Consider the following 26,070-nt stretch of genomic DNA (forward strand, 5'->3'; position numbering starts at 1 on the left):
GCGCGCTTGCGCGCGATGGGTGCTCGCGGCAAGACCCTATCGCGCGCAAGCGCGCTCCTACAGGATCAGACTTCGACTGAGGCGGCGTGCTCGCGTGTCGCCGAGAAACGCACCTGTGGCCAGCGTTCCTGCGCAAGCTGCAGGTTCACGCGGGTCGGGGCGAGGTAGACCAGTTCGCCGGCCGCATCGATCGCAAGGTTGGAGGCGTTCTTTTCCTTGAACTCCTCCAGCTTCTTCTCGTCGCTGCAATGCACCCAGCGCGCGGTGGCAACGCCGACCTGCTCGAACGACGAGTCGACGTTGTACTCGTCCTTCAGGCGGTAAGCGACCACATCGAACTGGAGTACGCCGACCGCGCCGAGGATCAGGTCGTTTGACATGAGCGGGCGGAAGAACTGCGTCGCACCTTCTTCGGATAGCTGGGCGAGGCCCTTCTGCAGCGCTTTCATTTTCATCGGATCGCGCAGGCGCGCACGGCGGAAGAGTTCCGGTGCGAAGTTGGGAATGCCGGTGAAGGAGAGGCCTTCGCCTTCGGTGAAGGTATCGCCGATGGTGATGGTGCCGTGGTTGTGCAGGCCGATGACATCGCCCGGGTAGGCGCGTTCAACGATCTCGCGATCGCTGGCCATGAAGGTCAGTGCGTTGGCGATGCGGACTTCCTTACCCGTGCGCGTCTGCTGCATCTTCATGCCGGCGGTATACGTACCCGAGCAGATGCGCATGAACGCGACGCGGTCACGGTGCGCCGGATCCATGTTGGCCTGGATCTTGAACACGAAACCGGTGAGCTTGTCTTCCTGCGGCAACACCTCACGCGTGAGCGTGTCGCGCGAACGTGGTGACGGGGCATGTTCGACGAAAAACTCGAGCAACAGCTCCACGCCGAAGTTGTTCACGGCCGAGCCGAAGAACACCGGGGTCTGCTTGCCGGCGAGGTAAGCCTCGACATCGAACGGGTTGGACGCGCCGAGCACCAGTTCGAGTTCGTCACGCGCCTCCTGCAGGGCACTTTCGCCGATGCGGGCGATGAGCTCCGGGTTATCGAGACCACCCTTGAAGATCGTCGAATCCTGGCGGGTGAAGTTCTTGCCCGGCTCGAAGATGTGGACCTCGTCGAGCAGCAGGTGGTACACGCCCTTCAGGCGCGAGCCCATGCCGATCGGCCAGGTAACCGGTGCGCAGGCGATACCCAGCACCGACTCCACTTCATCGAGCAGTTCGATCGGCGAGCGGCCCTCGCGGTCGAGCTTGTTGATGAAGGTCATGATCGGCGTATCGCGCAGGCGACAGACTTCCATGAGCTTGATCGTGCGTTCTTCCACGCCCTTCGCGCAGTCGATCACCATCAGCGCCGAGTCGACGGCCGTGAGCACGCGATAGGTATCTTCCGAGAAGTCTGCGTGGCCCGGGGTATCGAGCAGGTTCACGATCGCCCCGTTGTACGGGAACTGCATGACCGATGAGGTGACCGAGATACCGCGCTCTTTTTCCAGCGCCATCCAGTCCGAAGTGGCGTGGCGGGCGGCCTTGCGGCTCTTCACCGAGCCGGCCATCTGGATCGCGCCGCCGAACAGCAGCAGCTTTTCGGTCAGCGTGGTCTTGCCGGCGTCGGGGTGGCTGACGATGGCGAAGCTACGCCGCCGCTTGGTCTCGGAGAGGTGTGAAGACATGAACCTAGGGTCGCATCGAAGGGCTAACCCCATATTCTAGCGCGGTTTTACCCCGGGAAGGCCGCGGCCAGCCAGTCCGGCACGGCGATGCCCTTCTCGCGCAGGAAGGCGGGATTGAACAGCTTGGCCTGGTAACGCATGCCGCTGTCGCACAGGGCCGTGACCACGGTGTGGCCCGGCCCGAGGTGGCGGGCCAGGCGGACCGCCCCGGCGATGTTGACGCCACTGGACAGGCCTACGCAGTAGCCCTCCTGGCGAAGCAGGGCGTGGATTTCGGGGATGGACTCGGTATCCGGGATCGACCAGGCCAGGTCGATCGGTGCATCCAGGAAGTTCGCGGTGAGCCGGGCGTTACCGATGCCCTCCGTGATCGAACTGCCCTCGGCCTTGGCTTCACCCGTGGTGACGTAGCTGGCCAGGGCCGAGCCGGCCGGGTCGGCCAGGGCGATGACAATTCCCTCGCGGCGGGCTTTCAGGGCCCGGCCGACGCCGGCGATGGTCCCGCCGGTGCCCGAGGCACAGGCGAAGCCATCGATCGTGCCACCGGTCTGCTCCCAGATTTCAGCCCCGGTGTGGTCCTCATGCCATTGGCGGTTGGCCAGGTTGTCGAACTGGTTGGCGAACCAGGCGCTGCCCGGTACCACCGCGTTCAGTTCGTCGGCGATCAGGCGCGCCGTGGCCGCATAGTGGTTAGGGTCGGTCCATGGCACGGCGGGTACCAGGCGGACATCTGCGCCAGCGGCGCGCAGGGCATCGATCTTCTCCCGGCTCTGGGTCTCCGGCATGACGATGACGGTCTGGTAGCCGCGGCTGTTGCCCAGCAGGGACAGGCCGATGCCCGTATTGCCCGCGGTGCCCTCCACAAGGGTGGCGCCGGGGCGGACCAGGCCCTGGCGCTCAGCGTCATCCAGCAGGCCCAGCGCGGTGCGGTCCTTGATCGAGCCACCGGGGTTCAGGAACTCGGCCTTGGCCAGGATCTCGCAGCCGGTGGCCTCCGAGGCGTGGCGCAGGCGCAGAAGGGGCGTGTGGCCGATACCGGCGCTGAGGGTGGGATAAGTAGCCATGCCCCGATGTTAACCCGCCCTCCCAGACCGCCACACCCCCTGTAGGAGCGCGCTTGCGCGCGATGGGGGTTGCGGCAAGGCCCATCGCGCACAAGCGCGCTCCTACAGAGGGCATCGCAAGTAATTGGAGGTTTAGACGTCTATACGGCTGTTGACACACCATGGCTCGGCGCGTATCGTCGGTTTCACTCATCGAGACCGGCTGAGGGACAGGCCCTTTGAAGCCGGGGCAACCTGCGGATTTCCGCAACGGTGCCAACTCCTGCGGTGCGTGGTTCGCCACGTAACCCGATAGATGGGAATGTCCGAGCCGGGCGCGTTCTTGCGCACCGTGCCTGGCAGTCCGGCTATAGGTATCCGCAGGGGCTCGACCCGACAGGAACCCCGGACATGCCAGCAGAGCCCCTCACCGTGATCCCTCTCTCCGAAGTGGCTGAAACCGCCGCGCCGCGTGGTGCGGCCGATCTCACCGAGCAGCGTGGTACCCGCCGCGTGGCCTTCACGCCCAAATACGGCAGCGAGGCCGTGCAGGTCGATGTGCGCTATCTCTGGTGCGGCGCCCCGAACGCGCCCACGGTCATCGTCCAGGGCGGCATCTCGGCCACACGCGATGTTTGCGCGGGCCGCGACCGCCAGGGTTGGTGGCAGGAGCTGGTGGGTGAGGGCGGTGCGATCGATCTTGCGCACTGCCGCGTGCTCGCCATCGACTGGCTCGTCCCCGGCGATATCGAAGGCGTCGAGTCGGTCTCCAGTGAAGACCAGGCCGCGGTGCTCGCCGTGCTGGTCGATGAGCTCGGCATCGGCCGCGCACAAGCCTTTATCGGTTCGTCCTATGGCGCGATGACCGGTCTCGCTTTCGCGGCGAATCACCCGGACAAACTGAAGTCGCTCGTGTTGCTGGCCGGTGCGCACCGCCCGCATCCGCTCTCGACGGCGCAGCGTTCCGTGCAGCGCGGCATCGTGCGCCTGGGTATCGAAACGGGTCGCACCGATGAAGCACTCGCCCTGGCCCGTCAGCTGGCGATGACCACGTATCGCGGCAGTGAGGAGTTCTCGCGTCGTTTCGCCGCCGGTCCTGAGCTGCGCGAAGGTCGCTTCTACTTCCCTGTCGAAGATTACCTCGAGCACGCGGGTCGTCGTTTCGTCGAACGCTTCGATCCGCAGCGTTTCCTCGCGTTGTCGGAGTCGATCGACCTGCACGACGTCGCGCCGGAACGCGTACACGCACCGACCACGCTCGTGGGTTTCCCTTCCGATCGCCTGGTACCGCTTTCCGACCTGTGTGAACTGCAGCGTCGCATCGGCGGCACCGCCACCCTTGAAGTCGTGGATTCGCCGTATGGCCACGACGCCTTCCTCAAAGAAACCGTGCAGCTCGCTCCCGTGCTGCGTCACGCACTCAACGACTGTTGCGGAGCCCGCTAACCATGACTCGTGAAACCCGCCTGTGCACCCGCGCCGTCCGCGCCGGTATCGAATCCGACACGCAGCATGGCGCCGTCGTGCCGCCGCTGCATCTCTCCACGAACTACGCCTTTGAAGGCTTCGGTCGCAAGCGTGCGTACGACTACTCGCGCAGTGGCAATCCCACGCGCGATCTGTTGGCTGATGCGCTGACGGAACTGGAAGAAGGTGCGGGCGCCGTCGTCACGAATACCGGCATGTCGGCAGTGGCACTCTCGCTCGAACTCGTGCCGGCGGGTGGCCTGGTTATCGCGTCGCACGATTGCTACGGCGGTACTTGGCGCCTGCTCGATGCATGGGCGAAGAAGGGGCGCTTCAGCGTGCGCTTCGTCAATTTCAACGACCCGACCGCGCTGGCCGAGGGCCTGGCGGCGAAGCCGGCCCTGGTCTGGATCGAGACCCCATCGAACCCATTGCTGCGTATCACCGACGTGCGCCACGTTTCGCAGGCCGCGCACGCGGTGGGCGCACTGGTGCTGGTCGATAACACCTTCCTCTCGCCGGCCCTGCAGCAGCCACTGAAACTCGGCGCCGACGTGGTGTTGCATTCCACCACCAAGTACATCAATGGCCACAGCGACGTGGTGGGTGGTGCGGTGATCGCCGCCGATCCCGCCGTCGCCGAACAGCTCAAGTGGTGGGGTAACTGCAACGGCCAAACCGGTTCGCCGTTCGACAGCTTCCTGACCCTGCGCGGTGTGCGTACGCTGGCCGTGCGCCTGCGCGCTCACGAGGAAAACGCACGCCGCATCGCCGAGCGCCTGGATGCCCACGAAGCGGTCGAGCGCATCTACTACCCCGGCCTCGCCTCGCATCCCGGCCATGCGTTGGCCCAGCGTCAGCAGAAAGGCTTCGGCGCCATGCTCAGTTTCGAACTGCGCGGCGGCGATGCCGCGATCGAAGCCTTTGTCGATGGCATCCAGTATTTCTCGTTGGCGGAATCGCTCGGTGGCGTCGAAAGCCTCGTGGCGCATCCGGCGACGATGACGCATGCCGCGATGGCTCCGGAGGCTCGCCGCACCGCGGGTATTGCGGACAACCTGCTTCGCCTGTCCATCGGCATTGAAGACGGCGACGACCTCATCGATGATCTTGAGGCCGCGCTCGGTCGCGCCGCTGCGGCCGCCCGTCCCGCTTCCAAACGCAAGGTCGGCGCATGAGCGCGGTGGTGGCTCCGCTGGCACCCGCCGCGCCGCATACGGCGGTTGTGCTTCTGGGCACCGGCGTCGTCGGCCGGGCCCTGCTGACCCTTCTCGCGACGCCTGCGGCAAATACGTTGCGGCTTGTCGGCGCGGCCAACTCGCGCCGCCAGCACGTGCTGGCCGAGGGTTTGCGCCCTGTCGAAGTCGCCGATGCTCTTGCAAAGGCCCGCGATGGCCGCGATAACGGCCCCTTGCTCGCGGCACTCGATGCCACCGGCGCCGAGCGCAAGGTGGTGATCGATGCGACGGCCTGTACCAAGGAGGCCACCCGGCATGCCGAGTGGCTGGAACGTGGATACCACGTGGTTACGGCGAACAAGGCGCTAGCCGGTGGCCATCTCCAGGGTTGGCGCGCGCTTCAGGCGGCCTCGGCCAGTGGCGCGGTCTACGGCGATGCCGCGACCGTAGGTGCGGGCCTGCCCGTGCTTTCCACGCTGCGCCGCCTGCGCCGCTGCGGCGATAGCCTGCTTACCCTCGAAGGCGTGTTTTCGGGTTCGCTGTCGTGGCTGTTCAACCAGTATGACGGATCGCGCCCGTTCTCCGCCTTGCTCGCCGATGCGCGCCGCCTGGGCTTCACCGAGCCGGATCCGCGTTCGGATCTCTCGGGCGAGGATGTCGCGCGCAAGCTGTTGATCATCGCCCGGCATGCCGGCTTCGCGTTGGGCAGTGACGAAGTCGAAGTGGAAAGCCTGGTCCCCGAGGCTTTGCGCGGTCTGGATACGGCGGCCTTTCTCGATAGGCTGAAAGAGCTGGACGAACCGCTCGCCCGCCGTCATGCCGAGGCGAAGGCCAACGGCAAGGTGTTGCGTTATCTCGCACGGCTAAATCAGCGTGGGCGTGCCCGCGTTGGCCTCGTTGAGGTCGGCCTGGATCATCCGGCGTCGCGGCTGTCGGGCACGGACAATCAGTTTGCATTGACCACCACGCGCTACCACTCCACGCCGTTGGTGATCCAGGGGCCGGGCGCGGGTCCGGAGATTACCGCGCAAGCGCTGTTAGGTGATGTGCTCGGACTTTGATGGCTACACCGCTGCGTAGGTGGATCGCGCGCAAGCGCGCTCCTACAAATGCCTGCGCGGCAGGTGGGTTGGCCTGCGCATGTGTTCTGTAGGAGCGCGCTTGCGCGCGAGATCCACTCCACGACAAGGTAAAAAAGGCGCCCCGAAGGGCGCCTTATTCGTTTAGCGGTGGCCGGTGATGGCCTCGGCTTCGTCCGCGCTCGGCGGTAGCACCGGTTCACCCGGCTCCTCATCGTGATGGAAGCGCGCGGCCTCCACCATCGGTGTGCGCCAGCCCGAGGACACGCCCCAGAAGTAGAAGATCGCGCCAAACACCGCGACCAGGGCGAGATCCCAACCGTACGGGATGTAGTCGTGGCCGCCGAAGGTCTTGCTGCCGGCCCAGGAGATCGCCGCCATGATCGGCAGGTACGCGATCAGCCACCACGCACCCTGGAGGTGGCGGCCGAAGTCTTCCCAGCCGCTCTTGGCGGTGTAGTAGAAGTACAGCGGTAGCGCCACGACCATCAGCAGGATGATCTCACCGGTGAGCGGCCACTTGGCCCAGTACAACAGCTCGGTGGCGAAAATGAAGGCCAGCGCCGCCAGTACGGGAAGCGCGGCGATGCGCAGCGGGCGCTTCAGCTCGGGCGCCGTGCGGCGGAGCGTCATGACGCTGACCGGGCCGGTGAGGTACGAGATGATCGTCGACACCGAAATGACCGCGGCCAGCGTGCCCCAGCCACGGAAGAAGAACAGGAAGATGAAGCTCACCCCGAGGTTCAGCCACATCGCCGGGCGCGGGATGCCGAAGCGCGGATTGATATGACCAAAGATCTTCGGCAGGTGCCCGTTGCGCTCCATGGCGTAAATCATGCGTGCCGTGGTCGCGGTATACGTCGCGCCGGTGCCGCTGGGGCTGACGAACGCATCGGCGTAAAGCAGGATCGCCAGCCAGTTGATCAGCAGGGCGGTGGCCAGCTGCGCGAACGGCGATGCGTACTCGAGGGCAGCCCAGCCCTGGGCCAGCTGGTCCGGTGGCACGGAGCCGATGAAGGCGATCTGCAGCAACACATAGACCACGGTGGCCAGCAGGATCGAGCCGATGACCGCGAACGGCACGCTGCGACCGGGATTGCGTGCTTCGCCGGCCAGGTTCACCGGGCTCTGGAAGCCGTTGAAGCTGAACACGATGCCCGAGATGGCGACGGCAGTGAGGATCGACGAGATGTCGATCGCGTGGGTGCCGCCGTGCGCGCCAATGTGGAAGTTGCCCGGGTTGAAGCTCGTGCAGATCAGCGCGACGCCGGTTGCGGCGGGCACCACCAGCTTGAACACGGTGATCGCCGTGTTGCTCTTGGCGAAAAGCTTCACGCTCCAGAAATTCAGGAAGAAGTACACGAACACCAGGACCACGGCGATCGCCAGGCCGGGCGGGGTGAGCTCACCATGGCCGGCGGTCACGACGTAGAGATCCTTCGTCCATTTCGCCCACTCCCAGGGCCACGAGGCCATGTACTGCACCGAGGCTTCGGCTTCGACCGGGATCACCGAGACGATGGCGATCCAGTTCGCCCAGCCGGCGATGAAGCCCACCAGCGAACCGTGCGAATAATGGCCGTAGCGCACCATACCGCCCGACTCGGGGAACATGGCGCCCAGCTCGGCGTAGGTCAGGGCGATGAACAGGATGATGACGGCGCCGATGAGCCAGGCGTAGATGGCGCCAGGGCCAGCGAGCTGGGCCGCGTGCCAGGCGCCGAACAGCCAGCCGGAGCCGATGATCGAGCCCAGGCCGGTGAGCATAAGGGCGAAGGCGCCGACATCGCGGCGGATATGGTGTTGGGACATGGGGACTCCGGTCGGACGGACCGGGGAAACCCGGCCCAGGGCGGCACAAGGGCCGGATGATGACAGCCCCCGGCCGCCGTGTCAGCCAGCGATCCCCTACGCAAACCATGGGCACATCGATATACACTGATCGATGCGGTAAGAAAGAAGGGGTTCGAATGCGATCGAAGGTAGTCGTCAACGGCATATGGCTTGTCGCCATATCGGTATGCGGCATTGCCGCAGCCGAGACGCCGTGGAGCGACAAGGGCCGGCTGATCGATTCGGAGTCATACGACCGTACCGCCAAGGGTTTTTACTTCACCCTGTACCCTGGCGAGGACCCGGTCGAATCCGTGCGGCGCTGCGCCATAACCATGCGCGAACTGGGGCACCTGGCCTCGGTTTCGTGCTTTGCGTACACCAGCAAGCCGCGCTTCGACACCCGCAAGGGCAAGCTGCGGATCTGCTACACGGCCGTCGCGAACTGGTGGGGACAGGACGAACCGGTGCGGGTCGAGACGGTCGAACGCCTGCCGCGGGCCTGTCCGACCAAATAATTTCCGGCACGTGGGCTCCCACACATCAGCACTCGATAACGTTGACCGCCAGGCCGCCGCGCGAGGTTTCCTTGTACTTGTCCTTCATGTCGCGACCGGTGTCGCGCATGGTGGCGATGACCTTGTCCAGCGAGACGTGGTGCTTGCCGTCGCTCTTTAGCGCCATGCGGCTGGCGTTGATCGCCTTGACCGCGCCCATGGCGTTGCGCTCGATGCAGGGGATCTGGACCAGGCCACCGATCGGGTCGCAGGTGAGGCCCAGGTTGTGCTCCATGCCGATCTCGGCCGCGTTTTCCACCTGGGTGACGCTGCCACCGAGCGCGGCGGCCAGGCCGCCGGCGGCCATGGAGCAGGCCACGCCCACTTCGCCCTGGCAGCCGACTTCGGCGCCGGAGATCGAGGCGTTCTCCTTATAGAGAATGCCGATGGCGGCCGCCGTGAGCAGGAAGGTGATGATGCCGTCCTCCGACGCACCGGGGCAGAAATGCCGGTAATAGTGCAGCACGGCGGGCACGATGCCCGCGGCGCCGTTGGTCGGCGCCGTGACGACGCGGCCACCCGCGGCGTTTTCTTCGTTCACCGCCAGGGCGTAGAGGTTCACCCAGTCGAGGATCGTCAGCGGATCGCGCAGCGCGGCCTCCGGCTGGGCGCGCAGTTCCGCGGCCATCGCCGGCGCCCGGCGATTCACCTTCAGGCCGCCCGGGAGGACGCCCGGCGAGCGCAGGCCGCGGGCCACGCAATCCTCCATGGCCTTCCAGATCGTGAGCAGGCCCGCGCGGGTCTCCGCCTCAGGACGCCAGATGCCCTCATTGCGCATCATCAACTGGGCGATCGTGAGATTGTTCTCAGAGCAGAGCGCGAGCATCTGGTCGCCGGTGGAAAACGCATACGGCTGCTCGCTGGTGTCGGCCACGATGCGGTCTTCGGCCGCCTCGTCCGGGTTCACCACGAAGCCGCCACCCACCGAGTAATAGTCGCGGGTCGCCAGTTCGTTGCCGTCAGCGTCATACGCCGAGAAACGCATGCCATTGGTGTGGAACGGCAGTTTCTGGCGCTTGTTGAAGACCAGGTCGACCTTTTCGTCGAAGGCGATCTCGTGGCGGCCCAGCAGGTTGATGCGCCGGGTCGAGCGAATGCGCTCCAATGTTGCCGGGATGGCGTCGGGATCGACCTTGTCAGGCCATTCGCCCTCGAAGCCGAGCAGGACGGCCTTGTCCGTACCATGGCCGCGGCCGGTCATCGCCAGCGAGCCGAACAGCTCGCAGCGTACGCGGGTCACGCGCTCCAGCACGCCTTTTTCCTCCAGCCAATGCTCCGCAAAGCGCGCACCGGCCCGCATCGGGCCGACGGTGTGGGAGGAGGATGGACCGATGCCGATCTTGAAGAGGTCGAAAACGCTGACTGCCATGGCTGGACGTGGGGTTGGCTATGGGGAATAGCCGGCTATTCTACGCCCGACCCACCACGAGCCCATACACCTCCGCATGTACGCCTTCACCCTGTTCCAGCGCGATGACTGCCACCTGTGCGACCAGGCCCTGGAAGTGTTGGTGCAGGCGCGTTTCCCTGAGTTTTCCTCGGTCTGGATCGATGAGGATGACGGGTTGGAAGCACGCTATGGCGTGCGCGTGCCGGTGCTGCGGCGCAGCGATGGCGTGGAGCTGGATTGGCCGTTTGACGAGCTGGCGGCCCGGGCGCTGGCTGAATAGACGGCTTCACCGCTCCGTTGGCCCATCGCGCGCAAGCGCGCTCCTACAGGAGTCTGCGCAGGGTTGGCTGGTCGCGCGCAAGCGCGCTCCTACAGGAGTCTGCGCAGGTCTGCTGTAGGAGCGCGCTTGCGCGCGATGGGAACCCTCAACGCTTAAGGCGCTTAAGAATCTCTTCGCGCGCCTCGCGGAGGATCGAATCGCGGTCGAGACTGGCCACGACCTCGGCCACGGCGCGCTTGGCGCCGTGTTCGCCCCAGGACTTGCCTGAGACGAGGTACCGCTCGGCCACGCGGCCGATCAGCACGGTGGCGTACCAGCCCAAGGCACCCTGCGCGGCGGCCGTGACCAGCACCGAGAGGCCGCCGCTGAGCCCCTTCAGGGCGGAAGCGACCAACTGCACGCCCCATACTGCGCCCATCAGGGCGGCCAGTTGCGTGCTGATGACGGCGACGAGCCGGCCCGATTCGGCCCGCGTCAACGGCAGCCCGTAAACACGGCTCAACTGCACCACCATCGCTGCATCCAGGCCGCCAGCAAGCAACAGGTCGGCGACCGGCACAGGATTCAACGCCACGGCGACGGACTTCGCGATGCAGTACTGGCGGATCACACCTGAAGCCACCTCGCGCCGCGCCGTGGCGATATGCGCGGTGACCTGGTCGGTAAGTTTGCCGGCAAACAGTCCTGCGTGGATGGCGGCAAGAGCCTTGCCCTCGCGCTCTGCGATCGCGACCAGACGCTGCTTGAGCGCGGTGACATCGGCGGGCAGCGCCTCGTGTACGCGGGTTTCATGGCCGTGCGCATCCACGTCAACGACGACGCGTGGCGCTGGGCGTGCCGCGACAGCCAGCACATCCTCGCGACGGACCAGGCCCGCGGTGTGTTCGCGTAAGCGGTCGAGCAGGCCATCGCGCTCGTCGTCGTTGTAACGATCGGCCTTGTTCAACACGAGCAGCAGCGGTCGCGACGTCGCGGCCAGTGTGCGCAAGGCATCGCGTTCCTCGCGCGTCAGGTCACCATCGGCGACGAACACGATGAGGTCGCTGACTTCGGCGACCTCGTAGGCCAGCTTCTCGCGTGCTTCGCCGCCGAGTTCGTTGATACCTGGGGTATCGATCAACACGAGGCCGGCGTGCGCGGCCTCGTCGAGACGCACCGCATCCGCTTCGGTCGTTGTTCCATGCAGGACGCCCATGGCGAACGCGTCACGGCCGAGCAGGGCATTGCCCAGCGCGGATTTGCCGGCCGAGACGCGGCCGAACACGGCGACATGCAGTTCCTCGCGCTCGATGCGTTCAAGCATCTCTTCGACGCGCCGAAAATCCGAGGCCATGGCCGTGCGCACGTCGGCCGGGATCGAGGGATCGTCGAGCAGGCCACGCAGGCTGGCGCCCACCGCACCGCCGCGCGCCTCCACCGCGGCCGCACTCGGCGCACCACGGCGGAAGCGGCCCGCCAGGCCGCGCAGACGGTCACGCCAGCCTTCGGCCACGACTTAGTTCGGCAGCAGGTTCAGCGAGCCGTTGACCAGCACGTCGTCGGCGATCGTGCCGGTGTCCTTGTACTCACCGCTGCCCACGCCAAAATCGAGGCGCTTGAGGCTGCCGGTGACCGAGAGGCGCGCACCACCGGCGTTCGGGTTGAACACCACCTTCAGCTGTACCGGCTTGGACACGCCATGCAGGGTGAGCGTGCCGTTGGCGACCACATTGCCCTTCGCATCCTTGGTGAAACCGGTCGTGACGAAGTGCGCCTTCGGGAACTTGGACGCGTCGAAGAAATCGGCCGTCGGCAACGCTTTATCGCGATCGCCATCGCCGGTCTTCGCGGTAGCGACATCCACGCTCACATCGAACTTGGCCGTGGCCAGGTTGGCCGGGTCGTAGCTGATCGCCGCGTCGAACTTGCCGAAGGAACCATCGAACTGCTGGCCCTGGAACTTGCCGCTGAAACCGAGCGTGCTACCCGGGCCGACCTTGTAATCCGCCGCGGAGGCGGCGAAGGGCAGGGCAAGCGCAACGGCCAGCGCGGAAAGGCGGCGGGTGGACAAGGTCATGGCGTATCTCCGGAGGAAGTGGGGGAGTTCCGCTTCGCACGCCCGAACGGCAGCATGCGGCGGAGGGTGTCATCGCGGTCGATGAAGTGATGCTTCAGCGCGCCACCGATGTGCGCGACCAGCACCAGCAACAAGAACCAGAACAGATACACGTGCACCGTACCGAGCGTATTGGAAAGTTCTTCGTTCTTTTCCACCAGTGCCGGCAGGTTGAACTGCTTGAAATATTGCAGCGGGAAGCCGTGCGCGGAATTGAACGCCCAGCCGCTCAGCGGGATCGCCACGATCAGCAGGTAGAGGCAGCCGTGGACGAGATGCGCCGCGAACTGCTGCCAGCGCGGTGCCGGTTCATCCGGTGGCCGGCGGTCGAACATCTTCCATGCCAGGCGCAGTACGAACAGCGCCAGCACGGTGAGGCCGATGGATTTGTGCAGCGCGAACATGTTGATCTTGTTCAGTGACGGCTTCAGGCCGTCCATCCACAGGGCGAACGCACCATTGCCCAGGATCAGCAGGGCCATCAACCAGTGAAACGTCTTGGCGACGGTGCTCCAGCGGGTAGGTTCACTGCGCGTGGGCATCGGGGGTTTCCTTATCGTGGCTTGCGGGGCCTTCGCCGCCGCGGATGGCTTCGATTTCCAGCCATACCGACACCTGGGTGCCGATCGAGCCGGTGTTTTCGGTCATGCCGAACGTCGTGCGGTCGAGCACGAGGTTGGCGGAGAAGCCGGCGATGGTATGCAGGCCATAGATCGTCTTGCCGACGCGGTTCACGCGGAACGGGATATCCAGCGGCAGCGTCACGCCGCGCAGGGTGAGCTTGCCATGCAGGGTGCCCTCGTCGTCGCTGCGTTTCTCTACCGAATCACTGGTGAAACGCGCCGTGCGCGAGCGGTCGGCGTCGAGCAGGCTGCTGCCGCGCACGGCTTTGTCCCATTCGGCATCGCCCATGTCGACGGAGGCGAGATCGATCGTGGCGTTCACCGATGAGGCGGCCCAGTTATCCGGATCGAAACGCACCGTGCCGTCGCTGATACGCAAACGACCGAAGGCGCGCGAAAAGCCGTTGTGGTCCACGTTGAATACGACCGAACTATGCACCGGGTCGATCTGGTAAGCCTGGGTCGCCGCGTGGGCGCTGCCAGCCGCGGCCAGGGCGAGAAGGGCGGGGAGGAGGAGCTGTCGCATCAGGGGGCCTGCTCCATCAGGGGGCGCCAAGGGCGGCCGATGGGAAAGAGTGTGGCCGACGGCGCCGGCCTTGTCAGCCCGCGTGCCGCGAACGGATTGTTCACTTAGCGATCCCGCAGGGCATCGCTGGTGAGTTCCGCCAGATGGCGCAGGCGGTTGCCCCGGGTGTCCGCCAGCAGGTCGCGCATGCGCTCGCCGGCCTCGGCCTGGTCCAGGTGCTGGTGCTCGGCCAGCGTGGCAGCCAGTGCTTTACCCAGGCTGTCGAAGATCAGCGCATAGGCGAACGCGTGCAGCACGCCACCGCCCAGCGTACCCAGCCCCGGGAAGGCCTTGAGGGCATTGCCCGCCACGGCCAACACGACCGACGTCCCGGTTCGCAAGGTCATGCGGACCTGCTTCAACAAGGCCTCTATTTCCACATCGGTGACGCGTGTGCCGTAAAGATCAGCCAGGGCGCGGACGAGGCCGGTTGCCAGTACCCCCTGGATGACCAGGTCGGTGCCTGGCGCGACCGCTGCCATCGCGCCCACGATCGCGCGGCGTGCATACCGTGTGACGATGCGCTCCGCCTCGGCCGCACGCTGCGCCTTCTCAAGCACCGCTGTGCGTTCGTGCAGACCGGCGAGTACGGCGTTCTCCCGCGCGGGCTCCAGTCCTTGTGCACCGGTGGTCGTCAGGCGGCGCAATGCGGCGATCAGTTCCCCGATTTCAGGTTTGCGTTGGCGCCGAACGTCTTCGGTACTGCCATCACCGAGCCGGCGGGTGAAGCGTTCCTCGCCGCCCGCGCTGGTGAGTACCACGGCATCGGGCACGCCAGCGGTCGCGGCGCGCAGGTGCTGCGCCATGCTTGCACGCTCCTCCGCGCTCCACTGGTCGGCCTTGTTCAAGGCGAGGACGAGTGGCTTGCCGAAATCGCCAAGCCATTGGAGCTCGTTCGCCTGGGCGCGGGTCAGGTCGCCCGCGCAGACGTAGACCACGGCATGCGCACGCAACGCTTCCTCACGCGCGATGCGTTCGCGCGCCTCACCGCCGGCTTCCGCGCTCCCGGGCACATCCGCGACGACCCATGCCGTGCCATCGGGCGCGCTGCCCTGGTAATGCATGACCTCGCGCGTCGTGCCGCCGCGTGCATCACTCTGCGTCGAGGCGCCGGGAACGAGCGCCGAGATCAGTGTCGATTTGCCGGTGGAGATTTCACCAAACACCGCGACATGCAGGTCACCCGCGATGCGCCGCCGGTCCAGTTCGCCCAGTTCACTGCGAAGTTCCTCAACCTCGGCACCCGATTCGCGCAGGTTGGCGAGGCGAGATTCCAGTGAGGGCCGGTCCGGAGCCTGAACAGGTGCGCGTGGTTTGCGCGGGCGAAGCCACCACGCACCCACGGCGAGTCCGCCTGCGAGGATCACCACCAGCAACCCGCCGACCAGCCAGCGCAGGCCTTCAGGCAGCGCCATGAAGCGTTGGGCGAGCGCCAGCGCACGCTCCAGCGTGGCCATGAGCAACCAGGCGAGGGCGGCCATACCGATGGCCGCGATCAGCAAGCGAAGTCGACGGGACATGCTTCGCATTCTACGGGCAAGCAGGTCAGGCTTGTCCTACATGAATGCGGGACGTTTGCCGGGTCGTTCGCGATAGGGGTGCATGGCATCCTGCGGGCCGAATCAGGAACCTGGCGTAGACACCCCACGCACATGACGAGATGGATGCTCGCAGCGACCGCGCTTGCCGTCGCCACGTATTTCACCCCGGCGCGCGCCGGCATGCCTCCTGTGCCAACGCCCCAATTTCGCAGTTACGGCCTGCACGAAGGTCTCCCCAGCAGCAAGGTGAATGCCGTCGTGCAGGATGCACGCGGCTTTGTCTGGGTAGGCACGGCGTCGGGCCTGTCCCGTTTTGACGGCGTGGCTTTCACCTCGCCATCCCTCGGCACCGAACAGAATGAGGCGCTCCCGGTGGGGGGCATAACGGCACTGTTCGTCGACAGGGATGAGCGCATCTGGATGGGTGGCTCGGAACTGGGGCTGGCGCGCTACGACCCGGCGACAGGTGGCTTCATCCACTGGCGCGACGGCCTGGTGGATGCGGAGGTACGCGTCATCACCCAGGGCCGCGACGGGTCGATCTGGGTTGGCACGGCGGATGGCCTGGACCGCATCGACCCGGACGGTAGTGGCCTCGAGCACCTGGGCCCGGGCCCAGGCGGTCTTGCGTCCGCTTCCATCCGCGCACTGCACGCCGACGACGATGGGAGGTTATGGATCGGCAGCGATGGCGGTGTGGACATGCTCGAAGCGGATGACCACAAAGCCACGCGGGCAGCGTTCGACGATGGCGGAGACACCCGCGTGCTCGGTATCGATGTGCATGGCGGCGATGTCGTCGCGGCGACATCGCGCGGCCTCTACCGGCGCGCCGCCGACGGCACGTTCCGGCGCGATCGGCGCGTCCCGACGATACCCATGTACGCCACGCTCGCGGACAGTCACGGGACCACCTGGATCGCAAGCCTCGATGGCCTGATGATGCTGGACCGCCACGGCCGCGTGCATACGGTGGCCGGGGCGTGGACCGCGCAGGGCGGGCTGCCGGGCCGCTCCGTGCGCGGCTTTATGGAGGATCGCGAGCACGGCTTGTGGTTCGCACTGAGCGATGGTGGCCTCGGCTACCTGGGCCCGAGTTGGGAGGATTTCACCCGCTTCGCGCATGTCGCCACCGATCCTTTCAGCCTGCCCGGGCGTACGGTGACCGCCGTGTCGGAGCATGGTGATGGCAACCTGTGGGTTGGCGGTTTGCGTGGGTGGGTGCGTGCGTTCGATCCCGCGACAGGCCGCACGGGCCACGCATTCGATATCGGCACCGCACGGATCCAGTCGCTGCTCGAAACCCGCAAGGGCGATCTTCTTGCAGGCACGGTGGAGGGCCTGACACGGATTCATGCGGGGCATGTGTCGCCGTGGTTGCGTGGCGACATCAGCCGGCCGGTGACGACGATGACCCAGGCACCCGATGGTGCCGTGTATGTAGCCGCGGTGGGCGAGGGCGTGTTCGCCCTTGATCCGGCGTTGCGTCATGCCACGCCGTTGCTGTTCGATGAACAGCGCCGCGGCGCGTACGACACCCGGCAGGTTGAAATCGTGGGCGGCGACCTGTGGCAGGCCAGCCTCGCCGGACTCGCGCGGCGTGATCGCCGCGACGGCCGCATGCGCTATATCGATGGCGTTGCACCCGGCCGGGTGAATGCCTTCGAGCCCGACGAAGATGGCTTCTGGGTGGTCCGCCCCAGCCTTCTTGAACACTACACGTGGGACGGAATGCGCGCCGTGCTCGATCGCTCGCTGGGCGGGGCGCAAGGTTTCCCGGCCGCCGACATCCTCAACATCCGCCGTGATGTCACCGGGCGCTTGTGGATGTACGGGCAAACGGGAGTGTGGCGTTTCGATCCCCGTGGCAACACCTTTCGCCCGTTCGGCCTCGCCGACGGGCTCGCCAACGGCGAGTTCACCCATGCGACCACGGTACGCCTCGCCGATGGCACGACCTACGGCGCGACGTTAGGTGGCCTGGTGGGCTTTCGTCCCGATCGCCAACGGGACCACTCACGCAAGCCAGGCGTCGCGGTGCTCGGCGCCAGCGTGCTGCGGGACGGCGTGCGGACGGCGCTACCGATTGCTGACGGCGTGTTGCGCCTGGCCTGGTACGACCGCGAACTCAGCGTACGGGCCAGGGCGTTGTCGTACGTCAACCCCGACCGTAACCGGATCGATTTCATCCTTGGCGAAGGGACTTCGCGCACCGAGTTGCATACCGGCAAGGAGGGTGAGGGCCAGTTCGCGACACTTGCCCCGGGCAGCTACCCGCTCAGCGTGATCGGCCGTGGCCGCGATGGTATCGAAGGCGAACTACCCGTCCCCATCCGGATCGAGGTGCAGGCGCCTCCCTGGCTGCGCTGGTGGGCCTGGCTGACGTATGCACTGGCGGTGCTGGGGCTGATCGCGGCAGTGATCAGCGCGGCGCGTACGCGTGTCGGCCAGGCCATGCGCGTGCAACTGGCCGAACAGCAGCGGCGCCTGGCCGAAGAAGCGAATGCCGCGAAAACGGAGTTCATGGCGACGCTTGGGCACGAAATCCGCACGCCGATGACCGGCGTCCTCGGCATGGCCGAACTGATCGCACGCACCTCGCTGGACGATACGCAGCGTTCCTATGTGGAAGCCGTGCGTCGCTCCGGCACGATGCTGCTGCGCCTGGTGAACGATGCGCTGGACCTTACCCGGATCGAAGCGCGTCGCCTGGTGCTGGAGCCCGAATGCGTATCTCCTCGCGCGATCGCCGAGGCGGCGATCGCGCTGGCCTCGGCAGCTGCCCGCGAGAAGGGACTGGCGCTTTCGCTCCGCGTCGATCCGCTGGTGCCCCGCGCCTTGCGCGCCGATCCGGTGCGGCTGCGCCAGGTGTTGCAGAACCTGGTGAACAACGCCGTGAAATTTACCGAGCAGGGTGGCGTGTCGGTGCAAATGGGGTGGGCAGGCGACGTCATGGAGACGGTCGTTCGTGACACCGGGCCCGGCATGGATCGCGCGTTGATGGCGCGGCTCTTCACGCGCTTCGAGCAGGGTGGCACGAAGCAGCGCGGCGAAGGCTCAGGCCTGGGGCTCGCGATCTGCCATGAGCTGTGTTCGTTGATGGGCGGCAGCATCAGCGTGGACAGCGTGCCCGGTGTAGGCAGCACGTTTACCGTGCGGCTCTCGCTGCCTCCGTGCACGTGCCAGGGTGGCGCGTGTGTTGCCAGCGACGTCTCACCGGCGGCGGGCGCGTCTCGCCGCGTGCTCCTGGTTGAAGATGACGCGGTCGTTGCCGATGTGATCGCAGGGCTGCTTCGCCAGCGCGGGCACGAGGTGCTCGTAGTGGGCGACGGCCTGCTTGCACTCGCCGAACTGGCCCGCGCCTCGTTCGATGTGATGCTGCTCGACCTGGATCTTCCCGTGATGGATGGCTTCCAGGTGGCGCGGATGGTACGGCGGATGGAGCGCGCAGGCGCGATGCCCATCGTGGCCGTGACGGCACGCTCCGCCGGTGACGAAGGCGAGGCCGTGCGCGCGGCGGGCATGGATGCCTTGCTGCGCAAGCCGCTGACGGGCGATGGCCTCGTCGCCACGCTCGACAGCGTGGCGGCGTGAGGCCCCGGACTAGCCGAAGCGCCGGAAGTACGCGAGGGCGCCGGCGACGAGCAGGCCCGTCGGTAGCAGGTTCGCCATCAGCGGCGGCAGGCCGTATACGGTGCCGAAGTTCACCATGGCACCGGACAGGAAATACCAGCCGATCGCCAGGATGATGCCGATGAAAAGCCGCTTGCCGAAACCGCCCGAGCGCAATGAGCCGAAGGCGAAGGGCATGGCGCACAGCACCAGCACCAATACGTTGAACGGGAACACCACGCGGCCCCAGAAGGCTACGGCGTAGGCGCCGGGATTCTGCCCGTTGGATTCCAGGTAACGCATGTTCCGGCGCAGGTCGGACATGGAGAGATATTCGGGGTGGATGATCGACTGCTCCAGCACGTGCGGGTTCAGTCGCGATTTCCAGGTCTGGGTCGGCGCGGTGAGCGAATGGATGCCACCCTCGTCGCGCGTGCTCGTGCGCACATTGGTCATCACCCACTGGCTGCCATCGTGGATGGCGCTATCGCCGTGCGAGAACTCCGCCACCTGGCCATCCGGGGTGAACGAGAACACGCGGACGTCGACCAGCTTCACCGTGGTGAGATCGCCTTCCTGCGTTGCGATGGCGGACTTCGCATTGATGATCTTGCCGGCATCGCGTGCCCACAGGCCGCTGCTGGTCGAGCCCAGGTTGCTCGAGCGCATGCGCACCTGGATCGCCTGCGCATGCTGGTCGCCGTAAGGTGCCACCGTCTCACCCATGATCACGACCAGCACGGTAAGGATAGCGACCACGCCGGCCGCCGAAGTGGCGATACGCAGCTTGGACATGCCAGCCGCGCGCAACGCGGTGAGCTCGCCGGTCGCCGCCAGGCCGCCCAGGCCGAGCAGGCCGCCGATCAGCGCGGCATTGCTGAACATCTGGTACAGGCGCCGGGGCACCGTGAGCATGATGTAGGCGATGGCATCGTAGAGCGAAAAGCCATTCTTGCCGATGTTGCCGAGCTGGCGGACGAACTGCTGGAGGGAGTCAAAGCCGGCAAGCACCAGCCAGACCAGTAGCAGGGTCCCGAGCACGCTGGCGCCGATCAGGCGATCGGCCCGCTTGATGGAGAGCGATGCCATTACGCCGCCACCTTCACGCGGCGCGCGGTGTTCTGTTTCCAGAAGACCCAGGCGGCGATGCTGAACACGAGGATGTGCAATACCCAGATCGGCACGGATGTGTGCAGGTGCCCCTTGATGATCTGTGTACGGGCGATGAGCTGCCACACCACGTACAGGAAGTAGGCCAGCACGGCGACCAGCAGGCGACCATAGCGGGCGTCGCGCGGCGCCTGGCGTGACATCGGCAGCACCATCATCATGAGTACAAGGGTCGAGACCGGCGCGGCGAAACGCGACACCAGCTCGCCCAGCGAGTCCGCCGTGCCTGCCTTGAACAGCTGCGTCGTCGTCGACTCATGCGCCGGATCGGTGTCGTCATCGTCGTCGCTGATGTTGGACAGGGAGACGTCGTTGCGCTCGTACTTCATGCGCCGCCAGTTATCGCCGCCCAGCGGGATCTCGAACTGCCAGCCGTCGTACAGGGCGAGGAAACGGTCCTGGCCGTTGCTCTCCTGGTACATCTGGCCGTGCTTCGCATTGACCACGCGGACCTGCGGGTTGCCATTGGAGTCGACCCGGTCGGTCGCCAGGAAGGTCTTGCCCAGCACGGTGCCATCGCGGCTCAGCGTATCGACGAAGATGATGCCGCCCTTGCCGGGTAGTTCCGTGAAGCGGCCGGCATCGAGGCCGGCGGCGATGACCGACTTGTTCGCGGCGGCGATCACCTGGTCGGCCGTACGCGCCGACCAGGGGCCCAGCCACAGCGAGAGCACGCCTACCAGGATCGTGGTCAGGGCGGCCAGCAGGGTGATCGGGCGGAGCATGCCGCGCGGGCCCATGCCCGAGGAGGCCAGCACGTGCATCTCGCTCTCGCGATACATGCGGCCCAGGCTGATCAGGGTGCCCAGGAAGGCGGCCATGGGCAGCAGGGTGGAGAGCAGGTCCAGCATCTGCAGGCCAAGCACCTCGAACATGATGCTGGGCTGGATACTGCCGTTCGCGACCTTCTGCAGGACGCCCGCAAAGGCGCCGCCAGCGAAGATGACCAGCAGCACGATGGCGGTCGCCACGATGCCCGAGGCCAGTTCGCGCAGGAAGTATCGGTCGAGGATGCTGAGCATTTGGTAGAATTCGCGGTTGGAGCCGCGTCAGTCCCGGCCGGCAAACCTCAAGTCTAGCCTGTCCGCGCCCCGGACGGCTTTCGCAGGACAGTAAGTCATGACGGTTCAGTTCAGCCTTGGTTCCACCGCTCCCGAGTCAACCGCCACCCCCGTGGCCGTGGTCGGCGTCTACGAAAACGGCATCCTGACCAGCGCCGCGGCCCGCATCGATACGGCGGCCGGCGGCCTCATCAAGCGCCTGGTCGAGGCCGGCGATGTGACCGGCAAGATCGGCAACGTGGTCACCCTGCTACACCCGGCTGGCGTCACCGCCGCCCGGGTCCTGGTGGTCGGCCTGGGTGCACAGAAGACCTTCGACAGCGCCCGCTACCAGCGGGTGACCCTGGAAGCCGCCCGCGCCATCGGCCGCCTGCCGGTCACCGAGGCGGCCAGCTGGCTGCCCGAGGTGGACGTGCCGGGCCGTGACGCCGCCTGGAAGCTCCGCGTGGCCGCGCTGGCGACCGACCACGTCGCCTACCGTTACACCGCCACGGTGAAGCCGCGCGACGCCAAGGCCCAGCCCGACCTGGCCGCCATCACCTTCGCCGGCCCCGCCGACGCCGAAGGCGGCCTCGGCCAGGCCCGCGCTATCGCCGCGGGCGTCCGCTTCGCCCGCGAGCTGGGTAACCTCCCGCCGAACATCTGCAACCCCAACTACATCGCCGAGCAGGCCCGCGCCTTCGCCGATAGCCACGAAGGTGTCAGCTTCGAGGCCCTGGGTCGCGCCGACATGGAGCGCGAGGGCTTTGGTTCGCTGCTGGCGGTGGCTCGTGGTTCGGCGAACGAGCCGCGCCTGGTCATCCTGCAGTGGAACGGCGGCAAGGACGGCGAGCGTCCGTACGCCTTTGTCGGCAAGGGCATCACCTTCGATACCGGCGGCATCAGCCTCAAGCCGGGCGCCGGCATGGAAGAAATGAAGTTCGACATGGGCGGCGCCGCCGGCGTGCTCGGCGCATTCGTGGCCGCCGTGGAGATGAAGCTGCCGGTGAACCTGGTCTGCGTCGTCCCGGCCGTGGAAAACATGCCGGATGGCGATGCGTACCGCCCGGGCGATGTGCTGACCAGCCTGGCCGGCATTACCATCGAGGTGCTGAACACCGACGCCGAGGGCCGCCTGATCCTCTGCGACGCGCTCACTTACACCGGCAAGCGCTTTGATCCGCACACCCTGATCGATGCCGCGACCCTTACGGGCGCCTGTGTCGTGGCCCTGGGCAAGCACGCCTCGGGCCTGATGACCAAGGACGAATCGCTCTCGGCCGAACTGCTGGCCGCGGGTGAGGAGACCCTCGATCGCGCGTGGCGCCTGCCGCTGTGGGATGACTACCAGGTGCAGCTGGAGTCGACCTTCGCCGATGTGGCGAACATTGGCGGCAAGTACGCCGGTGCCATCACGGCGGGCTGCTTCCTTGCCCGTTTCACCGAAGGCCGCCGCTGGGCGCACCTGGATATCGCCGGTACGGCATGGGACGAGGGCCGCAAGGGTCTCGCCACCGGCCGCCCGGTGCCGCTCCTGGCGCAGTGGCTGCTCGATCGCGTCGCTGGCTGATCGCACCCGATGCCGCGCGCCGACTTCTACCTGATCGACAAGCCGCGTTTCCGTGAGGATCCCCTGCTACTGGTCTGCGAACTCGCCAGGCGGGCGTTCGGCGCGGGGCAGCCCACGCTGATCCTCACCCGGGATTTCGAGCAGGCCGAGGCGATCGACGAGTACCTGTGGGCGTTTGACGAAGACGCCTTCATCCCCCACCAGCTGGCGGGGGATGAGGACGACGAGAACACCGCGGTGCTCATTGTGCCGCCGGGCGTGGAAACGGCAGACCGGCCGATGGTCATCAACCTGCGTGATGTGTGTGCGCCGGGCCGGTTCGATCGCGTGCTGGAAGTGGTCGCGGCAGATCCGGCCGAGCGGGAGGGTTCACGAACGCGCTGGGCGGAATACAAACGCGGCGGGTTCGATGTGACCAAGCACGATATGTAAAGAAAAAGCCCCGCCAAGAGCGGGGCTTTTTTTGTGAGCGGTTTCGCGAGCACCCATCGCGCGCAAGCGCGCTCCAACATGTAGGAGCGCGCTTGCGCGCGATGGAGTTGCGTCAGGCGCCGAGCTTGCGCGCCTGATCCCGCATCGCATCGGCCTGGCGGGTCCAGTCGGTGATGCGCTGGCGCTCCTGGTCGACGACTTCCGGCGGCGCGTTGGCGACGAAGTTGGCGTTGCCGAGCTTCGCCTCGCACTTCTTGATCTCCCCTTCCACGCGGGCGATCTCCTTGGCCAGGCGGGTCTTCTCTGCACCCACGTCGATCAGGCCTTCCAGCGGGATCAGCGCACGCATGCCGCCGATCACCGCCACGGCGGCGGCAGGCTCTTCGCCTCCCGCCCACACCGGCGTTTCGACGCGGCCGAGGAAGGCGATCTGCGCGGCAAACTTGGCGCTACGTGCACGATCGGCCGCATCGCCATCGGCGAACAGCAGCGGGATGACCTTGCCCGGCGCGATGCTCATTTCCGCACGGATACGTCGCACGCCGGTGAGTACACCCTTCACCCACTCGATCTCCGCTGTGGCGGCGGCGTCGGTAGTGATCTCATCGGCTTCCGGGTACGGACGCAGCATGATCGTCTCGCCTTCGATGCCGAGCACCGGGCGCACGTTCTGCCAGATCTCCTCGGTAACGAACGGGATCAGCGGGTGCAGCGCGCGCAGCAACGTCTCGAGCACGTGGACCAGCGTATAGCGGGTCGATGCGATCGCGGTTTCGTCGGTGCCATTCAGCGCCGGCTTCGACAACTCCAGGAACCAGTCGCAGAACTCGTTCCAGGTGAACTCGTACATCGCCTGCGAGGCGAGGTCGAAGCGATACAGAGCGAGCTGTTCCTTCACCGTCGCCAGCGTTTCGCCCAGGCGGGTGAGGATCCAGCGCTCGGCTTCGGTCGACGGCGCGACCTTGTGCACCGGGCCTTCGCCGAGGTTCATCAGCACGAAACGCGAGGCGTTCCACAGCTTGTTGACGAACGCCTTGTAACCGGCGGCACGCTCGAGATCGAACTTGATGTCGCGACCGTGCGTGGCGAGCGAGGCGAAGGTGAAGCGCAACGCATCGGCACCGAACGAGGGAATGCCATCGGCAAATTCCTTGCGCGTGGCCTTCTCGATCTTCTCGGCCATCTTCGGCTGCATCAGACCCTGCGTGCGCTTGGCGAGCAGGTCGTCCAGGCTGATGCCATCGATGATGTCGAGCGGATCGAGCACGTTGCCCTTCGACTTCGACATCTTCTGGCCATCCTTGTCGCGGATCAGCCCGGTGAAATAGACATCCTTGAACGGCACTTCACCCGTGAAGTGGTCGGTCATCATGATCATCCGGGCAACCCAGAAGAAGATGATGTCGAAGCCGGTGACCAGCACGTTGGTCGGCAGGTAGCGATCGAAACCGCGCTCGGCCTGCGCCTGCGGGTCGGGCCAGCCCAGTGTGCTGTGGCTCCACAGTGCGGACGAGAACCAGGTTTCGAGCACGTCGGCGTCACGGCGCAGGGCGCCGGTATAGCCCTGTTCCGCTGCGAGCTTTGCCGCTTCGGCTTCATCGTGCGCGACGATGATCGCGCCGCTATCGGTGTACCACGCCGGGATCTGGTGGCCCCAGGTGAGCTGGCGGCTGATGCACCAGTCCTGGATGTTGGTCATCCAGTGGCGGTAGGTGTTGATCCAGTTTTCCGGGACGAGCCTGACCTTGCCCTCTTCGACGATCTCGAGGCCGCGCGCGGCCAGCGTGTCCATTTTCACGAACCACTGCCAGGTGAGGTACGGCTCGATGACCTGGCCGGTACGATCGCCGCGCGGCACCTGCAGCTTGTGCTTCTTCGTCTCGACGAGCAGTTCCTGCGCCTCGAGGTCGGCGAGCACGGCCTTGCGTGCGACGTAGCGATCCATGCCACGATACTTCGCCGGCGCCGCGTCGTTGATCGCGGCCTCGTCGGTGAGGATGTTGATCATCGGCAGGTTGTGACGCTGGCCGATGGCGTAGTCGTTGAAATCGTGCGCCGGGGTGATCTTCACGCAGCCAGTGCCGAAATCCTTCTCGACGTACTCGTCGGCGATGATCGGGATCTGCCGGTCTGAGAGGGGCAGGGCGAGCATGCGGCCGATGAGGTGCGCGTAGCGCTCGTCCTCCGGGTGCACAGCCACGGCGACGTCGCCGAGCATGGTTTCGGGGCGCGTGGTCGCGACAATCAACTCGCCGGAACCATCGGCCAGGGGGTAGCGGATCGACCACATCGAGCCGTCTTCTTCCTCGCTCACCACCTCAAGGTCGGAGACGGCGGTCTTCAGCACCGGATCCCAGTTGACCAGCTTCTGGCCGCGGTAGATCAGGCCCTCCTGGTGCAGGCGGAAGAAGGTTTCGACCACGGCCTTCGACGGGCCCGGGTCCATGGTGAAGACTTCACGGCTCCAGTCGCCGGACACGCCCATGCGGCGCATCTGGCGGCCGATGGTGCCGCCGGACTGGTGCTTCCAATCCCACACGCGTTCGATGAAGGCGTCGCGGCTGAAATCGGCGCGCTGCTTGCCTTCGGCATTGAGCTGGCGGGTCACCACCATTTCGGTGGCGATGCCGGCGTGGTCGGTGCCGAGCTGCCACAGCGTGTCGTAGCCACGCATGCGGTGGTAACGCACCAGCGTATCCATGATCGTGTGCTGGAACGCATGGCCCATGTGCAGCGTGCCCGTGACATTGGGCGGCGGCAGCATGATCGTGTAGGGCGTGCCCTTGCCGGACGGCTTGAAGTAGCCGTTGGCTTCCCACTGGGCGTACCACTTCGATTCGATCAGGCTGGGCTCGAAACTCTTGTCCATGCGTAGGTTCCCGGCGCGCGCCCTGTAGGCGCGCTGTTTGACAGGCGAAAAGAGGG

The 26,070-nt window shown here is 66.2% G+C and carries 20 protein-coding genes and 1 riboswitch; of the genes, 8 read left to right on the plus strand and 12 right to left on the minus strand.

What is annotated here, in order from left to right:
- Positions 1 to 65: 65 nt before the first annotated feature.
- Both VGN46_RS17490 and VGN46_RS17495 read right to left on the minus strand, forming a co-directional pair.
- On the minus strand, positions 66 to 1,670 hold the full coding sequence (locus VGN46_RS17490) for a peptide chain release factor 3 (RefSeq protein ID WP_331645562.1): 1,605 nt from the start codon (positions 1,668 to 1,670) through the stop codon (positions 66 to 68).
- Between the two features lie 47 nt (positions 1,671 to 1,717).
- A complete protein-coding gene (locus VGN46_RS17495; protein WP_331645564.1) occupies positions 1,718 to 2,734 on the minus strand; it encodes a cysteine synthase A in 1,017 nt (338 codons plus the stop codon).
- 186 nt (positions 2,735 to 2,920) lie between these two features.
- Positions 2,921 to 3,036: riboswitch (SAM riboswitch) on the plus strand.
- Between the two features lie 88 nt (positions 3,037 to 3,124).
- On the opposite strand from VGN46_RS17495, the gene metX reads away from it, so the two are divergent.
- From metX to VGN46_RS17510, 3 genes are read left to right on the plus strand one after another with little or no spacing between them, the layout of a single operon-like run.
- Complete coding sequence (gene metX, locus VGN46_RS17500; RefSeq protein ID WP_331645566.1) at positions 3,125 to 4,159, plus strand: homoserine O-succinyltransferase MetX; 1,035 nt, start codon at positions 3,125 to 3,127, stop codon at positions 4,157 to 4,159.
- Between the two features lie 2 nt (positions 4,160 to 4,161).
- Positions 4,162 to 5,358 carry a cystathionine gamma-synthase gene (gene metB / locus VGN46_RS17505; protein WP_331645568.1) on the plus strand — a complete coding sequence of 399 codons (1,197 nt, stop codon included), beginning with the start codon at positions 4,162 to 4,164 and terminating at the stop codon, positions 5,356 to 5,358.
- Positions 5,355 to 6,419 (plus strand): homoserine dehydrogenase, encoded by a 1,065-nt coding sequence (locus VGN46_RS17510; protein ID WP_331645570.1) that lies wholly within the window; start codon positions 5,355 to 5,357, stop codon positions 6,417 to 6,419. The genes metB and VGN46_RS17510 overlap by 4 nt, the downstream gene beginning before the upstream one ends.
- Before the next feature lie 162 nt (positions 6,420 to 6,581).
- Here the strand turns inward: VGN46_RS17510 and VGN46_RS17515 are convergent, their stop codons facing one another.
- Positions 6,582 to 8,249 carry an APC family permease gene (locus tag VGN46_RS17515; protein ID WP_331645572.1) on the minus strand — a complete coding sequence of 556 codons (1,668 nt, stop codon included), beginning with the start codon at positions 8,247 to 8,249 and terminating at the stop codon, positions 6,582 to 6,584.
- 158 nt (positions 8,250 to 8,407) lie between these two features.
- Between VGN46_RS17515 and VGN46_RS17520 the strand changes: the two genes are divergently transcribed.
- Positions 8,408 to 8,788, plus strand: coding sequence for a hypothetical protein (locus tag VGN46_RS17520; RefSeq protein WP_331645574.1), 381 nt, complete (start codon positions 8,408 to 8,410; stop codon positions 8,786 to 8,788).
- 25 nt (positions 8,789 to 8,813) lie between these two features.
- On the opposite strand, the gene VGN46_RS17525 is transcribed toward VGN46_RS17520, so the two are convergent.
- On the minus strand, positions 8,814 to 10,196 hold the full coding sequence (locus tag VGN46_RS17525; RefSeq protein WP_331645576.1) for an L-serine ammonia-lyase: 1,383 nt from the start codon (positions 10,194 to 10,196) through the stop codon (positions 8,814 to 8,816).
- Between the two features lie 76 nt (positions 10,197 to 10,272).
- On the opposite strand from VGN46_RS17525, the gene VGN46_RS17530 reads away from it, so the two are divergent.
- Positions 10,273 to 10,497, plus strand: coding sequence for a glutaredoxin family protein (locus tag VGN46_RS17530; protein WP_331645578.1), 225 nt, complete (start codon positions 10,273 to 10,275; stop codon positions 10,495 to 10,497).
- 145 nt (positions 10,498 to 10,642) lie between these two features.
- Here the strand turns inward: VGN46_RS17530 and VGN46_RS17535 are convergent, their stop codons facing one another.
- From VGN46_RS17535 to VGN46_RS17555, 5 genes are all read right to left on the minus strand, one after another.
- The gene (locus tag VGN46_RS17535) at positions 10,643 to 11,989 is read right to left on the minus strand and encodes a GTP-binding protein (protein WP_331645581.1); all 1,347 of its coding nucleotides are present in this window, start codon (positions 11,987 to 11,989) and stop codon (positions 10,643 to 10,645) included.
- A gap of 3 nt (positions 11,990 to 11,992) precedes the next feature.
- Positions 11,993 to 12,553, minus strand: a complete 561-nt coding sequence (locus tag VGN46_RS17540) for a YceI family protein (protein ID WP_331645583.1) — start codon at positions 12,551 to 12,553, stop codon at positions 11,993 to 11,995.
- Positions 12,550 to 13,134 (minus strand): cytochrome b, encoded by a 585-nt coding sequence (locus VGN46_RS17545; RefSeq protein ID WP_331645585.1) that lies wholly within the window; start codon positions 13,132 to 13,134, stop codon positions 12,550 to 12,552. Before VGN46_RS17545 ends, VGN46_RS17540 begins: the two co-directional genes overlap by 4 nt.
- The gene (locus VGN46_RS17550) at positions 13,118 to 13,741 is read right to left on the minus strand and encodes a YceI family protein (RefSeq protein WP_331645587.1); all 624 of its coding nucleotides are present in this window, start codon (positions 13,739 to 13,741) and stop codon (positions 13,118 to 13,120) included. The genes VGN46_RS17545 and VGN46_RS17550 overlap by 17 nt, the downstream gene beginning before the upstream one ends.
- Before the next feature lie 104 nt (positions 13,742 to 13,845).
- Positions 13,846 to 15,300, minus strand: coding sequence for a GTPase (locus VGN46_RS17555; RefSeq protein WP_331645589.1), 1,455 nt, complete (start codon positions 15,298 to 15,300; stop codon positions 13,846 to 13,848).
- A gap of 144 nt (positions 15,301 to 15,444) precedes the next feature.
- Between VGN46_RS17555 and VGN46_RS17560 the strand changes: the two genes are divergently transcribed.
- Positions 15,445 to 18,915 (plus strand): two-component regulator propeller domain-containing protein, encoded by a 3,471-nt coding sequence (locus tag VGN46_RS17560; protein ID WP_331645591.1) that lies wholly within the window; start codon positions 15,445 to 15,447, stop codon positions 18,913 to 18,915.
- 9 nt (positions 18,916 to 18,924) lie between these two features.
- On the opposite strand, the gene lptG is transcribed toward VGN46_RS17560, so the two are convergent.
- Together lptG and lptF are read right to left on the minus strand one after the other, a co-directional pair.
- A complete protein-coding gene (lptG, locus tag VGN46_RS17565; protein WP_331645593.1) occupies positions 18,925 to 20,022 on the minus strand; it encodes an LPS export ABC transporter permease LptG in 1,098 nt (365 codons plus the stop codon).
- Positions 20,022 to 21,125: an LPS export ABC transporter permease LptF gene (gene lptF / locus VGN46_RS17570; protein WP_331645594.1), complete on the minus strand. Its 1,104-nt coding sequence runs from the start codon at positions 21,123 to 21,125 to the stop codon at positions 20,022 to 20,024. The genes lptG and lptF overlap by 1 nt, the downstream gene beginning before the upstream one ends.
- 97 nt (positions 21,126 to 21,222) lie before the next feature.
- Here lptF and VGN46_RS17575 point away from each other — a divergent pair, with 97 nt between their 5' ends.
- Entirely contained in the window at positions 21,223 to 22,713 is a 1,491-nt protein-coding gene (locus VGN46_RS17575; protein WP_331645596.1) for a leucyl aminopeptidase, read from the plus strand.
- 9 nt (positions 22,714 to 22,722) lie between these two features.
- Complete coding sequence (locus VGN46_RS17580) at positions 22,723 to 23,145, plus strand: DNA polymerase III subunit chi (RefSeq protein ID WP_331645598.1); 423 nt, start codon at positions 22,723 to 22,725, stop codon at positions 23,143 to 23,145.
- A 112-nt stretch (positions 23,146 to 23,257) separates the two neighbouring features.
- On the opposite strand, the gene VGN46_RS17585 is transcribed toward VGN46_RS17580, so the two are convergent.
- On the minus strand, positions 23,258 to 26,014 hold the full coding sequence (locus VGN46_RS17585; protein ID WP_331645600.1) for a valine--tRNA ligase: 2,757 nt from the start codon (positions 26,012 to 26,014) through the stop codon (positions 23,258 to 23,260).
- Positions 26,015 to 26,070 lie beyond the last annotated feature (56 nt).

The organism is Luteibacter sp. (assembly GCF_036500425.1).
Lineage (GTDB): Bacteria > Pseudomonadota > Gammaproteobacteria > Xanthomonadales > Rhodanobacteraceae > Luteibacter.

Coding starts and splice junctions, on each gene's coding strand:
- VGN46_RS17550 (WP_331645587.1), bottom strand. CDS start 13,741: ATGCGACAGCTCCTCCTCCCCGCCCTTCTCGCCCTGGCCGCGGCTGGC.
- VGN46_RS17515 (WP_331645572.1), bottom strand. CDS start 8,249: ATGTCCCAACACCATATCCGCCGCGATGTCGGCGCCTTCGCCCTTATG.
- metX (WP_331645566.1), top strand. CDS start 3,125: ATGCCAGCAGAGCCCCTCACCGTGATCCCTCTCTCCGAAGTGGCTGAA.
- VGN46_RS17560 (WP_331645591.1), top strand. CDS start 15,445: ATGCTCGCAGCGACCGCGCTTGCCGTCGCCACGTATTTCACCCCGGCG.
- VGN46_RS17540 (WP_331645583.1), bottom strand. CDS start 12,553: ATGACCTTGTCCACCCGCCGCCTTTCCGCGCTGGCCGTTGCGCTTGCC.
- metB (WP_331645568.1), top strand. CDS start 4,162: ATGACTCGTGAAACCCGCCTGTGCACCCGCGCCGTCCGCGCCGGTATC.
- VGN46_RS17530 (WP_331645578.1), top strand. CDS start 10,273: ATGTACGCCTTCACCCTGTTCCAGCGCGATGACTGCCACCTGTGCGAC.
- VGN46_RS17575 (WP_331645596.1), top strand. CDS start 21,223: ATGACGGTTCAGTTCAGCCTTGGTTCCACCGCTCCCGAGTCAACCGCC.
- VGN46_RS17520 (WP_331645574.1), top strand. CDS start 8,408: ATGCGATCGAAGGTAGTCGTCAACGGCATATGGCTTGTCGCCATATCG.
- VGN46_RS17555 (WP_331645589.1), bottom strand. CDS start 15,300: ATGTCCCGTCGACTTCGCTTGCTGATCGCGGCCATCGGTATGGCCGCC.
- VGN46_RS17585 (WP_331645600.1), bottom strand. CDS start 26,014: ATGGACAAGAGTTTCGAGCCCAGCCTGATCGAATCGAAGTGGTACGCC.
- VGN46_RS17545 (WP_331645585.1), bottom strand. CDS start 13,134: ATGCCCACGCGCAGTGAACCTACCCGCTGGAGCACCGTCGCCAAGACG.
- VGN46_RS17495 (WP_331645564.1), bottom strand. CDS start 2,734: ATGGCTACTTATCCCACCCTCAGCGCCGGTATCGGCCACACGCCCCTT.
- lptF (WP_331645594.1), bottom strand. CDS start 21,125: ATGCTCAGCATCCTCGACCGATACTTCCTGCGCGAACTGGCCTCGGGC.
- lptG (WP_331645593.1), bottom strand. CDS start 20,022: ATGGCATCGCTCTCCATCAAGCGGGCCGATCGCCTGATCGGCGCCAGC.
- VGN46_RS17580 (WP_331645598.1), top strand. CDS start 22,723: ATGCCGCGCGCCGACTTCTACCTGATCGACAAGCCGCGTTTCCGTGAG.
- VGN46_RS17490 (WP_331645562.1), bottom strand. CDS start 1,670: ATGTCTTCACACCTCTCCGAGACCAAGCGGCGGCGTAGCTTCGCCATC.
- VGN46_RS17525 (WP_331645576.1), bottom strand. CDS start 10,196: ATGGCAGTCAGCGTTTTCGACCTCTTCAAGATCGGCATCGGTCCATCC.
- VGN46_RS17510 (WP_331645570.1), top strand. CDS start 5,355: ATGAGCGCGGTGGTGGCTCCGCTGGCACCCGCCGCGCCGCATACGGCG.